12 protein-coding genes are annotated in these 14,160 nt (G+C 45.3%); 8 read left to right on the top strand and 4 right to left on the bottom strand.

From position 1 onward, the window contains the following. Positions 1–26 precede the first annotated feature (26 nt). The 4 genes from alaS (at position 27) to ADP71_RS07835 (ending at position 6,124) form a co-directional block, all read left to right on the top strand. A complete protein-coding gene (alaS, locus tag ADP71_RS07850) occupies positions 27–2,654 on the top strand; it encodes an alanine--tRNA ligase (RefSeq protein ID WP_104931939.1) in 2,628 nt (875 codons plus the stop codon). Positions 2,655–2,776: 122 nt separating this feature from the next. Then, on the top strand, positions 2,777–4,072 hold the full coding sequence (locus tag ADP71_RS07845; protein WP_171461053.1) for a HEPN domain-containing protein: 1,296 nt from the start codon (positions 2,777–2,779) through the stop codon (positions 4,070–4,072). A 7-nt stretch (positions 4,073–4,079) separates the two neighbouring features. After that, positions 4,080–4,868: an SDR family oxidoreductase gene (locus ADP71_RS07840; RefSeq protein ID WP_019958827.1), complete on the top strand. Its 789-nt coding sequence runs from the start codon at positions 4,080–4,082 to the stop codon at positions 4,866–4,868. A 209-nt stretch (positions 4,869–5,077) separates the two neighbouring features. Then, entirely contained in the window at positions 5,078–6,124 is a 1,047-nt protein-coding gene (locus ADP71_RS07835; protein ID WP_104931937.1) for a hypothetical protein, read from the top strand. Between the two features lie 73 nt (positions 6,125–6,197). Here ADP71_RS07835 and ADP71_RS07830 read toward each other — a convergent pair whose 3' ends face one another. Beyond that, positions 6,198–7,256 carry a sulfate ABC transporter substrate-binding protein gene (locus ADP71_RS07830; RefSeq protein WP_104931936.1) on the bottom strand — a complete coding sequence of 353 codons (1,059 nt, stop codon included), beginning with the start codon at positions 7,254–7,256 and terminating at the stop codon, positions 6,198–6,200. A gap of 245 nt (positions 7,257–7,501) precedes the next feature. On the opposite strand from ADP71_RS07830, the gene ADP71_RS07825 reads away from it, so the two are divergent. After that, positions 7,502–8,524, top strand: a complete 1,023-nt coding sequence (locus tag ADP71_RS07825; RefSeq protein WP_019958824.1) for a patatin-like phospholipase family protein — start codon at positions 7,502–7,504, stop codon at positions 8,522–8,524. Between the two features lie 59 nt (positions 8,525–8,583). On the opposite strand, the gene ADP71_RS07820 is transcribed toward ADP71_RS07825, so the two are convergent. From ADP71_RS07820 to queG, 3 genes are read right to left on the bottom strand one after another with little or no spacing between them, the layout of a single operon-like run. Continuing rightward, positions 8,584–9,384, bottom strand: coding sequence for a competence/damage-inducible protein A (locus tag ADP71_RS07820; protein WP_104931935.1), 801 nt, complete (start codon positions 9,382–9,384; stop codon positions 8,584–8,586). A 41-nt stretch (positions 9,385–9,425) separates the two neighbouring features. After that, positions 9,426–10,241 carry a glutamate racemase gene (gene murI / locus ADP71_RS07815; RefSeq protein WP_019958822.1) on the bottom strand — a complete coding sequence of 272 codons (816 nt, stop codon included), beginning with the start codon at positions 10,239–10,241 and terminating at the stop codon, positions 9,426–9,428. Further along, positions 10,225–11,280 (bottom strand): tRNA epoxyqueuosine(34) reductase QueG, encoded by a 1,056-nt coding sequence (queG, locus tag ADP71_RS07810; protein WP_019958821.1) that lies wholly within the window; start codon positions 11,278–11,280, stop codon positions 10,225–10,227. The genes murI and queG overlap by 17 nt, the downstream gene beginning before the upstream one ends. A gap of 20 nt (positions 11,281–11,300) precedes the next feature. Here queG and tsaE point away from each other — a divergent pair, with 20 nt between their 5' ends. From tsaE to ADP71_RS07795, 3 genes are read left to right on the top strand one after another with little or no spacing between them, the layout of a single operon-like run. Beyond that, on the top strand, positions 11,301–11,762 hold the full coding sequence (gene tsaE / locus ADP71_RS07805) for a tRNA (adenosine(37)-N6)-threonylcarbamoyltransferase complex ATPase subunit type 1 TsaE (RefSeq protein ID WP_019958820.1): 462 nt from the start codon (positions 11,301–11,303) through the stop codon (positions 11,760–11,762). Then, complete coding sequence (locus tag ADP71_RS07800) at positions 11,750–13,042, top strand: N-acetylmuramoyl-L-alanine amidase (RefSeq protein WP_019958819.1); 1,293 nt, start codon at positions 11,750–11,752, stop codon at positions 13,040–13,042. Before tsaE ends, ADP71_RS07800 begins: the two co-directional genes overlap by 13 nt. Before the next feature lie 25 nt (positions 13,043–13,067). Continuing rightward, the gene (locus tag ADP71_RS07795; protein WP_019958818.1) at positions 13,068–14,156 is read left to right on the top strand and encodes a glycosyltransferase family 4 protein; all 1,089 of its coding nucleotides are present in this window, start codon (positions 13,068–13,070) and stop codon (positions 14,154–14,156) included. Positions 14,157–14,160 lie beyond the last annotated feature (4 nt).

The raw sequence follows: 14,160 nt of genomic DNA, 5'->3' as shown, positions 1-14,160 counted from the left end.
AACTTTCATAAACATAAGAATTCAGCATGAAAACAGCCGAAATACGCCAAAAATTTCTCTCGTTTTTCGAGAGCAAAGGACATGCAATTGTCCCTTCTAGCTCGCTTGTGCCACACAACGACGCGACTTTATTGTTTACCAATGCTGGTATGAACCAGTTCAAAGATGTGTTTTTGGGCTTTGACAAACGCCCTTATACCCGTGCTACGACCGCACAAAAATGTGTGCGTGCTGGTGGCAAACACAATGACTTGGAAAACGTGGGTTACACTGCGCGCCATCATACTTTCTTTGAAATGATGGGTAACTTCAGCTTTGGTGATTATTTCAAACACGATGCGATTAAATTTGCATGGGAATTCTTGACTTCGCCTGAATATTTGAATTTGCCAAAAGAAAAATTGTTGGCCACTGTTTATGCAGAAGACGACGAAGCTTACAACATTTGGCTGAATGACATCGGTTTGCCAGCGGAAAAAATCATCCGCATCGGTGACAACAAAGGCGAAAAATACGCTTCAGACAACTTCTGGACGATGGGTGATACTGGTCCTTGCGGTCCTTGCTCAGAAATTTTCTTCGACCACGGTGACCATATCTGGGGTGGCCCTCCGGGAAGCCCTGAAGAAGATGGCGACCGTTTCATTGAAATTTGGAACAACGTTTTCATGCAGTTCAACCGCGATGAAAGCGGTACCATGCACCCATTGCCTAAGCCATCTGTGGACACAGGCATGGGTTTGGAGCGCATCACTGCCGTATTGCAACACGTACATGCCAATTACGAAATCGACTTGTTTGTGGATTTGTTACAGGCCGCTGCTCGTGAAACAGGCGTGCCTTACAACCAAGATACACCAAGCTTGAAAGTGATTGCCGATCACATTCGCGCGTGTTCATTCTTGATTGCCGATGGCGTGTTGCCGTCAAATGAAGGTCGTGGTTATGTGTTGCGCCGCATCATTCGCCGCGCTGTGCGTCATGGTTACAAATTGGGTCAAAGCAAACCATTTTTCCACAAATTGGTGGCAGATTTGGCGAATATCATGGGCGATGCTTACCCTGAATTGCGCGAACGCCAAGCTTTGATTACCGAACAATTGCGTTTGGAAGAAACCCGCTTTGCACAAACTTTGGAAACTGGCATGGGCTTGTTGGAACAAGCTTTGGCAGGTGACCAAAAAGTATTGGCAGGCGAAGTGATTTTCAAACTCTACGACACTTACGGTTTTCCATACGATTTGACTGCTGATATTTGTCGCGAGCGTGAAATCGAATTGGACGAAGAAGGCTTTAACCGTGAAATGGAAGCGCAGCGCAATCGTGCTCGTTCAGCCAAATCATTCAAAGCCAACGTACAATTGGATTACGAAGGTGCAGACAGCCAATTTGAAGGCTATACCGAGCGTGAAACCCAAGCGACCATCTTGGCTTTGTTCCGTGACAACGAGTCTGTGGACGAATTGAACGAAGGCGAAGAAGGCATTGTGGTGTTGGACAATACGCCTTTCTATGCTGAAAGCGGTGGTCAAATTGGTGACACAGGCGTGATTGCAGCGGTTTCAGGACGCTTTGAAGTGTCGGATACGCAAAAAATCAAAGCTGCGGTGTTTGGTCAATACGGTAAAGTGGCGGCAGGCTCGATTAAAGTGGGCGAAAGCGTGACTGCAACCATCGACAGCGACATTCGCAACGCCAACATGCGTAACCATTCAGCGACGCATTTGATGCACGCGGCGTTGCGTGAAGTTTTGGGCACACACGTTGAGCAAAAAGGCTCGTTGGTAACAGCTGAGCGCACCCGTTTTGACATTTCACACCAACAAGCCATCACTGCCGAAGAAATCGCGCAAGTGGAAGCGATGGTGAACCAAGCGATTTTGGCGAACGTGGAAGTGAAAGCGGCGCACATGTCGTTTGATGATGCGATTGAAGCGGGCGCGATGGCTTTGTTTGGCGAGAAATACGGCGACGAAGTGCGTGTATTGCAAATGGGCGAGTTTTCTACCGAATTGTGTGGCGGCACGCATGTGTCACGCACAGGCGACATTGGCTTGTTCAAAATTGTGATGGAGCAAGGCATTGCTGCAGGCGTGCGCCGCGTCGAAGCGGTGACAGGTTTGAACGCTTTGGCTTGGGCGCAAGAACAAGAACAATTGGTGAAAAACGTGGTGGCCGAAGTCAAAGCACAAACCGCTGACGACATCATCGCCAAAGTTCACGCCAACCAAGCGCACACCAAACAATTGGAAAAAGCCTTGGCTGACGCTAACAGCAAATTGGCAGCTCACACAGGCGCTGCTTTGTTGAATGAAGCACAAGCGGTTGGTAATGCGCGTGTGATTGTGAAACAAATGGACGGCGTGGATGCTGCTGCCATTCGTGACATCACCACCGATTTGACTGGTAAAGGCGACGACATTGTCGTGTTGCTCGCTTCCGTTGTCGACGGCAAAATCAGCTTGTGCGCAGGCGTATCCAAAGCCTTGAGCAAAACCGTTAAAGCGGGCGACTTGGTGAAAACCGTTGCTGAGCAAGTTGGCGGTAAAGGCGGCGGTCGCCCTGATTTGGCACAAGCGGGCGGCTCTAATGTGGCGGCTTTGCCTGCTGCATTGGCAGGCGTTGTGGCTTGGGTTCAAAGCAAAGTTGCTTAAATCATTTGATTGATTGTTTTAGGTAAGATGAAGCGTCCTGTAAGGTTTACAGGACGCTTTTTTATATTAATATTCCAACTATAAAAAATAATAACTATATTGGATAAAAACAAGGGAGAAATATGCGTATTAGAGAGCAGAAAGTGATGAAAGGCTTTTTTTGGAAAGTCGCTGATGAGCAAAATAAATATCCGGGAATTTTAACCATTTCTGATGGTGGGGTGATTGAACTTGAACTAACTGTTGATTTACCTGATGCATTGCAATCGTTTAAAACCACAAATAACAGCATTCGTATTATTGGTCATGTAGCTAATGAAGGTTATGTGACTTTAGACGAATGTTCTCAATTTAAATCCAGTATTAATATGAAAGGTATTCATACGATTTGGATTTCATCTCAAATGGTTGTAAGTGGCTTGTCATTTGATGAAGATGAGGCAATCCACATTCAAAGTATGCGTTTTATGGTAGAGAATTTGGATGATTGGGTAGAATTATCAGGATTCGATAGAGGACAATTAGCAAATCAGTCGGATAATGAAGAAATCATTATTTCATATAAAAAATTGCCTACTAAACGCTTTGAGTTGGGTGATGGTTTGGTATTAGAAATGGTTTTTTATTGTCCAGCTTTTATTAATCATTTTGAGGCGAGAATCGTACAAAGTGTACGTTTGAATGTCTACAGTGAAACGGCAAGACCATTACAAGATTTGAAAGTTGTTTGCCATCGTATGGTAGATTTTTTGAGTTTGGTCATGAGTCAACCATTAATGATTGAAAACATTACGGCTCAAGTACCGATCGTTCATCAAGGCGTAGCTAAAAACCATGAAGCCAAGATTTTTTATCCAAGTACTTTAATATCTAGCAATCCTATTAAACAGTCATTTGGAGGACTTTTTGGTTTTAAAGAGGTAGAAACTCATTTTGAAGACGTTTTGCAAAAATGGCTGTTGATGTATGACAGATTGGAGCCGATTTATAACTTGTATTTTTCAGTGCAATTTGGTTATCACCAAACTTTAAATGGTCAATTTTTGGCTTTGGCTCAAGTTTTGGAAGTTTTTTATAAAAGAATATATGGTGATAATGGGGAAAAGACTTTTATTGATAAAGTAAGATTTCTATTTGAGATTTATTTTAAAAGTGAAAGCATGAGTATGGATTTTACACAAACCCAAGCTAAAGAGATAAGCGCTTGGTTAGAAAATTTGTCTCAACTGATTTTAGCTACAAGAAATTATTTAACACATTACAATCCCAAATATGAAGAGTCAGAAGGTTTTGCAAAAAGCGGAGATTTAAGATTTTTATACAATTTCATGAATATGATTTTTCAAGCGCATGTGTTAAAACAGTTGGGATTTGATGATTTGAAAATCAAAGATTTTATTGATAATCGATTAAGATAGGATAAAGATGAATTTAAACCTTACAGGAAAAACCGCCCTAGTTTGCGGTGCCAGTCGTGGTTTGGGGTATGCGTGTGCGGAGGCGTTGGCCAAAGAAGGCGTCAGTGTGTTGATGGTGGCGCGGCGTGAAGATGTGTTGCAAGAAGCGGCAGAGCGCGTGATGAAAGTGGCCACGCATGGCGCGATGGTTACTTATGTGGCGGCAGACATCACGACGGAAGTTGGGCGTGTGGCGGTGTTTTCGGTACAGCAAGACTTTGACATTTTGGTGACCAATGCTGGCGGTCCAGCGCCTGGCGATTTTCGCCAGTGGAATAAGGACACGTGGATGGCGGCGGTAGACGCGAATATGTACACGCCGATTGCATTGATACAAACCGTGATTGATGGCATGGCAGCACGTGGCTTTGGACGCATTATCAATATCACTTCGGGTTCGGTGAAAGCACCGATTGATGTGCTTGGTTTGTCCAATGGTGCGCGCAGTGGTTTAACAGGTTTTGTGGCAGGCGTGGCACGCAGCGATGTGGCGGCAAAAGGGGTCACAATTAACAATTTGTTGCCGGGCTTGTTTGATACCGATCGTTTGCAAAGCTTGACTGAAAGTGCGATGCAAGCCACAGGTCAGAGCGAAGAGGCGATTCATACTGCTCGCAAAGCCAATATTCCTGTGCGCCGCTTTGGTCAGGCGCATGAATTTGGGGCAATGTGTGCGTTTTTGTGCAGTGATTTGGCAGGTTATATCACAGGTCAAAATATTTTGATGGATGGTGGCGCTTATCCCGGTACGTTTTAGAAGATGCTGCGAAAGATTTAACAAGCGTCCTGTAAAGTTTACAGGACGCTTTTTTGATAGTGTGGATTTTTAATTTTTATAAATAAAACAATTGTTTGATTTGTCATGTGTTGGATTTTTGATGTGATGTGGATAATTGTGTTTAATGTATGTGCGGTCTATGTTTTAATTGGTTTTTCTTTTGGCTTGGTATCAATCAGGAGTATGTTGTGTTGGCACACAACCTGAGCAGCTATGTGTTTATGCAAAAAAACCGTTTTTTGCAAAATCAGCATGCAGGCATTGAATATGCGTCTTTTTTGGGCGAGGTGTACGAGGCTTATTTTTATGAGTCCTTGCTCAAAGTGGTGCAAACAGAGGGCTTGGATTTGCGTTTGGCAGCCAAGGGACCGTATGCGCCTGTCAAAAAGCATTATGTGAAAACAGGTTTTTTTTGTACGGGCGATGGCAAGTGTGTGTATAACATGCAAGGCGCGGCGTTTGCTGAATTTGATTGTTTGGCAATCGGTGCTGAAGTCGTTTATTTTTATGAATGTTCCATTTCCAATAAATGCAATGCTGCTTTGAAAAAAGAAATGCTGAAGAAAAAAGTATTATTGGAATATTTGTTTCCGCAGCATCAAATTATTCCTGTGGTGGTGAGTGCGCATGAGGCGGTGGTGGCGTATTGTGAGCGTTGGAAAGTCGATGGTATAGAGGCGTGGCAAGTCGTCATTCCTGATATGGATTGTGTGGCTTTGGCTCATGGCAATCAGCCTAAAAGCTTGCCCAAGCCCAAACAAATTATGAGTTTGCAAGAGCTGAATTATTTGATAGCGCCTACGCCTTATTTTGAGCAATTGGCGGAATTAACCGCTGCTTTGGCACACACCAATGGTTTACAGGACGCTTATGCTGCTTGTCAAAATATTCAAGCTGAATGGTTTTCACGTTTGTATTGGGGCATGGTATCGGGCAGTAGCGTGGGATTGGAAGCGGCGAAATCTTGGGACAAAGTCATAGTGGCGGTGGATTTGACAAAAAATGTGCACCCAACTTTGCGTTATTATGCTTACCAAGAAGCACAACACCGATTTTTTGAATTCACGCCCGAGTTAGAGCCGCTTAAGCGCATTAAATTTAGCCGTTTGGAACTGGTGAAAATATTGCCCATCATGCAGTTTAAAAGCGATGAGGCTTTGCAAGAGTTGCAGCAAGAGTTGCGGCAATTTCGTTATAAAGTGAATAAGTGTGAGAGCTTGAGCCAAGTCGGTTAATGCTTTGCCCATGGTGATAAAAAGCGTCCTGTAAAATATTTTACAGGACGCTTTTTGATGGGATTTATGGGTATCAAGATTTTTTCTTGGTGTAGATTTGGTCGAACACCGCGCCATCTGAGAAAAATTGTGCTTGTGCTTTTGCCCAGCCACCAAAATGCTCATTGATGGTCACCAATTGTAATGTTGGGAATTGGTGTTTGAATTCTTCTGCCACTTTTGGATTAATTGGGCGGTAGAAATGTTTGGCAATAATGCGTTGTGAATCCTCAGTATACAATTGTTCTAAATACGCAGTTGAAACGTCGCGTGTACCTTTTTTATCAGCCACTGCATCCACCACAGCCACGGGTGGTTCGCACAAAATGGACAAAGAAGGTGTCACAATTTCAAATTGATCGCCTGTTTCTTTCAATGCCAAATACGCTTCATTTTCCCAAGCGAGCAAGACATCGCCCAAGCCACGTTGGGTAAATGTGATGGTTGATCCGCGCGCGCCTGTATCCATAATCGGTACACGTTTGTATAATTCGGTGACAAATTGCTGTGCTGCAGCATCATCGCCACCATTTTTTTGTTTGGCATAAGCCCAAGCGGCTAAGAAGTTCCAGCGTGCACCGCCTGAGGTTTTCGGGTTGGGGGTAATCACTTGCGTGTCGCCCTTCACCAAATCATCCCAATCTAGGATGTTTTTTGGATTGCCTTTGCGCACCAAAAAGACGATGGTTGACGTATAAGGCGTGCTGTTGTCAGGCAAAGCTTGTTGCCAATCGGTTTTTAGCAATGGCTTGTCTTTGTTGATGGAATCAATGTCGCCTGCCAATGCCAATGTCACGACATCGGCCTGTAAACCATTAATTACCGACAAGGCTTGTTTGCCTGAACCACCGTTTGATTGTTGAATATCAACGGTTTGTCCTGTTTTTTCTAACCAGTATTTTTGGAAAACGGGATTGTATTCTTGGTACAGTTCGCGTGTTGGGTCGTATGACACGTTCAAAATCGACACTTTTTCAGTGGCAGATGGATGGTTTGCGCCTGCATGATTGGCCGTAGGTGCACTATTGCCATTATTACAAGCGGCTAAAGCAACGGCCAAAGGGATTGCCAAGAGAAAAGTTTTTTTGAACATGGAAAGACTTTCTGTTGCGAGCGGTGGTAAGGAATGAAAATAATATAGCAGCCATTTTTATAACTTCTAAATACTGTTTTATTGTTTATTTATTTCTTTTGATTATTTGTTATGGGATGGTTTTTAAAATGGGTTTGATAAACTTCCCGCAATCAACAAGGTCGTAAAGTGGTTTGAATGAAAAAGTGACATTGCAAATCACAATACAATGGATTAATTTTGCGACAAAATTTAGGAGAATGGGTATGAGCAAGCACAAACGCTATCTTGATTTGGCTTTACAAGGAGGCGGCTCGCATGGCGCATTCACTTGGGGGGTTTTGGATGCTTTATTGGAAGATGGTCGCTTGAGTTTTCAGGGCATTAGTGGCACCAGTGCGGGTGCGATGAATGCGGTGGTGTTGGCGGCAGGTTTTGCAGAAGCCAAAATTGAGGGGATGAATGAGACCGAAGCCCATTTGGCACGTTGTCAATTGGCACGCGAGAAGTTGCATGATTTTTGGTTTGCCGTAGGCCGAGTGGGTACGTTGATGGCGGCCAGTCCTGTTTCATTTGCAGCGAAGATGATGCCTTGGATGAAACCGATGTTGTCGCCTGTGCAAGCCAATCCTTTTGACATCAATCCATTGCGTGATATTTTGAATCGTGTGGTCGATTTTGATTGTTTGACTGCTCAAAAATGCGAAGATTGGATGCCACAATTGTTTATTTGTGCTACCAACGTGCGCACAGGTAAAGGTAAAATTTTTACCAATCAGCAAATGAGTTCGCAAGTGGTTATGGCATCTGCATGTTTGCCGATGTTATATCAAACAGTGGAAGTGGATGGCGAACCGTATTGGGATGGTGGTTATGCGGGCAATCCTGCTTTGTATCCTTTGATTTATTCAACCCCGTGTCATGATATTTTGTTGGTGCAAATCAATCCTATGGAAATTGATGCATTGCCAAAATCCATGAGTGACATCCAAGACCGAGCCAATCAAATCACGTTCAATGCAGGTTTGTTATCAGAATTGCGCGCCATTCGTTTTGTGACCACTTTGTTGGATGAAAACAAACTCGACATTAAAAAATACCGCAAAATTTACATGCATCAAGTCGATGGTGGCGCGGATTTATTGCCTTTGGGCGCTGAAAGCAAAGTCAAATCTGATTGGAATTTCTTAAGCCAATTGTTTGAAAAAGGGCGGGTCGCAGGAGCGGCTTGGCTTGAAACACATTTTGATGATATTGGCAAAAAAACCACTATGGCAAGCTTGTTATAAGCAGCCAAAACCGACAGGATTAATGTTGATTTTGGCTGCTTTGTCAACACGAAAAATACTTATTCGCTCGGTGAATCAATTGCTTGTAAAACGCCACCCAAGTTTTGAATGGTTGCCAGAGCCATCGCCCAAGCTTGTGGCAATTGTTCGCTGGCTTGGTTTTGGGCTTTTAGGCCAAACTCAATCCGATATTGGTAAGGACTATTAGCGTCCTGTAAAGTCGATGGCAAGCTGAATGTTTGAATGCCCGGATAATTGTTTTCAATATCGTGCATCAATGTGGTGATGTTCGATTCTGGCACATTGTAAATCCAAGTGCTGAGGCTTTGGTATTGGATTTGGTGGTGAAAATGGGGATAAATCGTGTCCAAAACCCACGTCACCATAGGATGTGCCATCACAGGAAAACCGGGCAAAAAATAATGTTCTTGTGCCGAAAATCCCGCAATATTGTTGTAAAGATTGGGCACCAAGTCCACGCCTGCAGGAAAGGTGGCCATATTCAAACGAATCAAATGATTGGGATCGTCCAAACTTTCACCACGACGCTCGGCAATCGCTTCAATGGCAGGCACCGCTTCAGGGTGCAATGCCAAAGGCAAGCCCAAAGCTTGCGCTGCGGCTTGGCGCGTGTGGTCGTCAGGCGTGCCACCAATGCCACCTGTGACAAAAGTTGGATAAGCGTCCTGTAAACTGCGTTGCAAAGTCAAGGTAATCAGTTCACGATCGTCAGGCAAATACTGCACTTGGCGCAAACGCAAACCACGTTCGTTTAATAGGTTTTTTATGGCGCTAAAATGAGCATCCACACGGCTGCCTTGAATGATTTCGTCGCCAATGATGATTAAATTAAAATCCATATTTTCCCTTTATTAACAGCTTGTTTACAGGACGCTTGGGCTTAGCCTAAATTGACCATTTCAATTTGCTCTAATGAGCGACCTAAAAAACGTTCGCCTATGGTGGTAAAACGCAATGGAATGTCCGATACATAAAAACGGTAGTCCGCCCCTTGTATGGGTGCATGTTCGTTCAGCAAACCTGCTTTTGCCAAAGCAATCGCAGTGGCTTCGGCGGTAGTGGTGGCAGAATCGACCAATTGCACATTGCCTACTTCGCTGGCGAGCAAAGGTTTGAGCAATGGGTAATGGGTGCAGCCTAACACCAAAGTATCCACGTTTTCTGTCAAAATCGGTTTCAAATATTCGCGGGCAGTTAAGCGTGTGACTTCGTGTTCTAACCAACCTTCTTCCACCAGCGGTACCAGTAAAGGACAGGCTTGCGAGATGACGCGTGTGTCATGGCTTTGGGTGTTGATGGCACGGGCGTAAGCGTTGCTATTCACGGTGGTTGATGTCGCCATCACGCCAATGCGGCCGCTGTGAGTGGTGTTTAAGGCCGCTTGTGCGCCAGATTGAATCACATCCAAAACAGGCATATTGCCTGCCATTTGACGCACACGTTGTCCTGCCACAGCGGCGATGGTATTGCATGCAATGACCAAAGCTTTCACATCTTGCTCAAACAAAAAATCAACGATTTGTTTGGTATACGTTTCAATAGTGGAACGGGATTTGTTGCCATAAGGCACGCGTGCGGTATCGCCAAAATAGACGATGTTTTCCAAAGGTAGGCGTTCCATCAACGCACGCACGACGGTCAAACCGCCAACGCCTGAGTCAAACACGCCAATAGGGCGTTCATTCGGGGTAGTCATGTTGCAATAAAGTCCATTTTGCCGCTTCGGCAATCAAGTGATTGGGGTGGGTGCACAATGGCACCATCAGGCTTGCGATTGTAGCACTTTTGCTCACATTACCCAGCGCAATGATGATGTTGGACAGCCATTTGTGGTAGCCGATGCGGTAAATGGGGCTACCCGCCATGCGGCTTTGAAACATGGTTTCATCCCAAGCCAATAATTCGACCAAAGACACTTGGTCCAAACCATGTCTGACTTGAAAATCGGCTTCTTGGCTTGGCTTGGTAAAGCGGTTAAACGGACACACCAATTGGCAGTCGTCACAGCCATAAATGCGGTTGCCCATGGCTTTGCGAAACTCAACAGGAATGATGTCGTTCAATTCTATGGTCAAGTAAGAAATGCAGCGGCGTGCGTCGACGGTATAAGGTGCCACAATCGCTTGGGTCGGGCACGCTTGCATACAACGGCTGCATTGACCGCAATGACTGGGGATTTCCTCATTCGGTTCTAATGCCAAATTGGTGAGCAAGGCACCCAAAAAATACAAGCTGCCGGTTTGTTTTTGCAATAGTAAAGAATGTTTGCCTCGCCAACCCAAACCCGCTTGTGTGGCAAATGACACTTCTGATAAAGGTGCACTGTCGACTACAGGACGGTATATGACATCAGGAACCAATTGTTCAATGTATTGCCCTAGATTCTTGAGGCGGGAACGTAAAACTTTGTGATAATCCCGCCCCAGTGCATAACGCGAAATGTAAGCGGCTTTTTCATCTGCTAAAATGGCACGCGTTTGATCAAAGTCTTCTGTCCAATACGGCAAAGCCACCATGATGACCGATTTGACTTCGGGTAACACATATTCTGCATGATTGCGGGATATGCCATGTTTGTGAAAAAATGACATTTCACCTTTAAAGCCTTGTGCTAACCAGAGGCTTAGCTTTTCATCGTGTTCGGGGCTCAGGTTGGGGGTGGTGATTTTACAGTCTAGCAATCCCAATTGCTGGGCATGTTGGCGGATGGCCAAGGTCAATTCATTGGAATTCATACAATATCTTTGGAAACAACATGGCAGATTATACGCAATTCCTTGCTGATGAAGCAGCAAGTCTTGCATTGGCACACCAATTGGCAGCACATTTACAGCCTGCCTTGACGGTGTATTTGGCAGGTGATTTGGGTGCAGGCAAAACCACGTTGACGCGCGGTTTGTTGCGTGCTTTGGGTTTCGATGGCACGGTTAAAAGCCCGACTTATACCATTGTGGAAAGTTATGAATTGGATGGTTTGAAAGTCGAGCATTTTGATTTGTACCGTTTTCAAAGTCCTGAAGAGTGGATGGATGCAGGTTTGGACGAATTGTTTGATGCCAATACCATCGCTTTAATCGAATGGCCGCAAATGGCAGAAGGTTTTGTGCCGCAAGCGGATATGACGATTGCTTTAAGTGTGCAGGATGAAGGGCGTTTATGTACAATCACTGCTCATCATGAACTTGCTCAGAAGATGTTGACATCATGCTTCGAATAAACCGCCGTGGCGTTTTACAAGTTTTGGGCGCAGGCGCGTGCGCCAGCTTGACGCCTAAGGCTTTTGCAAACAATGCTCAAGTGGTCGCAACGCGTTTGTGGCCATCGGATTTGTACACCCGTATGACTTTGGAAGTCAGTGCGGGTGTGCCGTTTAAGTATTTTACGTTGGACAATCCTAGCCGCTTGGTGGTGGATGTATCGGGTATCAGCATCAATGAAGTGTTGAAATCGATGCCGTCTAAGGTATTGGCGCGTGATCCTTTTATCCAAAGCATACGTGTGGGTCAGTTTAATGATACAACGGTGCGCATTGTGATGGATTTGAAGCGCAGCGTTAGCCCGCAAGTGTTTTCTTTGTTGCCAGCTGCGGAATACAAACACCGCTTGGTAGTGGATTTGTTTCCTACTGCCAGTGCTGGCGTGGTACAAGAAGAGGAAGAAGATGCTTTGATGGCTTTGCTTAAGGATTACAGTACAGGGCAAGTCAAAGCGGACGGCTCAACTACCGCCAAAGCACAAACCAATATTCCCAAGCCGCAAGACACTCGTCCTAAAGCCACCCCTGAAAACAAAACCCAAATCAAGCGTCAGATTGTGATTGTGATTGATCCCGGTCACGGGGGTGAAGATCCCGGAGCGATTGGTCCGAGTGGTTTGCGGGAAAAAGATGTGGTGTTGGCAGTCAGCCGAGAATTGAAGAAAAAACTCGATAGCATGGGTTACAAAACCCACATGACGCGCAATCAAGATGTGTTCATTCCTCTGGGTGTGCGTGTGGCCACTGCGCGTAAATTACAGGCCGATTTGTTTATTTCAGTACATGCCGATGCATTTACTTCGCCACAACCTCGTGGTACTGGTGTGTATGCTTTGAGTACAGGCGCGGCAACGAGTACGTTGGCCAAGCATTTGGCGGATACGCAAAATGCTTCGGATTTGGTCGGTGGCGTTAAAAAAGTGGGTGACCGCAATGTGGACCAAACTTTATTGGATATGACGCAAACAGCGACCATTCGTGACTCGTTGATTTTGGGTAAATATGTTTTGAATGCTTTGGGTCGGGTAAATAAATTGCACAAAGGTCATGTTGACCAAGCCGGTTTTGCAGTTTTGAAAGCACCTGATATTCCGTCGATTTTGGTGGAGTGTGCCTTTATTTCCAATCCTGAAGAAGAGCGTTTGTTATCGACCAGTGGTTTTAGAGTGCGTGTGGCTGATGCGATTGCAGGTGGCGTGAAAAATTATTTTGACAGTGGTGTGGCGTTGGCGCAGCGATGAAGGCTTGTGGCAGCTTTAGGATGGTATGAAAACACAAAAAACAGTGTTGTTTTTGGAAAGCTCCAAAAACATGGGTGGGCAGGAATGGCAATTGTTACAGCAAATGCAGGCTTTGAATGCGCAAGGTTTTGAGTGTGTGTTGCTGTGTTCGCCGCAAGCACGCATCAGCGCACAAGCGCACGAGAGGCAATTGCAAGTGATCCATTTGCCATTTCGCAATAGCGTACATCCTCAAACCATACAAGGCATAGTCAAAGCCATCAAGCAATATGCACCTTTGGCATGTATTAGCCACAGTGGGCACGATGCCAATAATTTGAGTGTGGCGGCTTTGTTTTTGGGTAAAAACCGTCCGAAAATCATCCGTTCGCGCACTTATTACACCAATGACAAGAAAAAAGCCTTGCAAAGCTTATTGCCATTGGATGCGGTCATGGTGCCTAGCCGTTTTATGCAGCAACACATTCAAAAACAATTTCCAAGCAAACCTGTGAGCGTGGTGTATCCGGGGATTGATTTTGGTAAATTGGATGCGCAAAAAAACCATGCTTTGCCTGAAAGTTTACAACAGTTTTTACAGCGTCATGTTAGCGCGAAAAAAATCGTGCATATTGGCATGTTGCGTCCTGAAAAAGGACAACACATTACCTTGGCAGCCGTTGCAGCCATGCGAGCGCAAGGGCATGAAGTGGTTTTGGTGTTGGCAGGCGGCGGCAATGATGCGCCTATACGTGAAGAAATCGCCGCTTTGCATTTACAGGACGCTGTGTGGTTGGGGGAATTGAAGGCGGTGGCGCCGCTTTTGTTGCAAGCGGACGTGTTGGCGATGCCGTCTTTGAAAGAGCCTTTGGGTATGGTACAAATCGAGGCTTTGGGTTTGGCTGTGCCTGTGGTGGTGAGCAATGTCGGTGGCGTGCCTGAAACGGTGGTGCATGAGCAAACAGGTTTGATTGTGGCAGACCATGAAATTGCGTCTTGGCAAACTGCTTTAGAGCGGGCTTTGAAGCAGCCTCAATGGATGCGTGAATACGCTCAAGCAGGACAAAAAATGGTGCGTGAACAGTTTGGCGTGGCTCGCAATACCGAACAATTATTGGCGTTGATACAGCATTAAACCA

The sequence above is a fragment of the Vitreoscilla sp. C1 genome, from assembly GCF_002951955.2.
GTDB lineage: Bacteria > Pseudomonadota > Gammaproteobacteria > Burkholderiales > Neisseriaceae > Vitreoscilla > Vitreoscilla stercoraria.
Note: the sequence above shows the minus strand (reverse complement) of the source record. Positions and strands in the feature narration are given on the sequence as shown.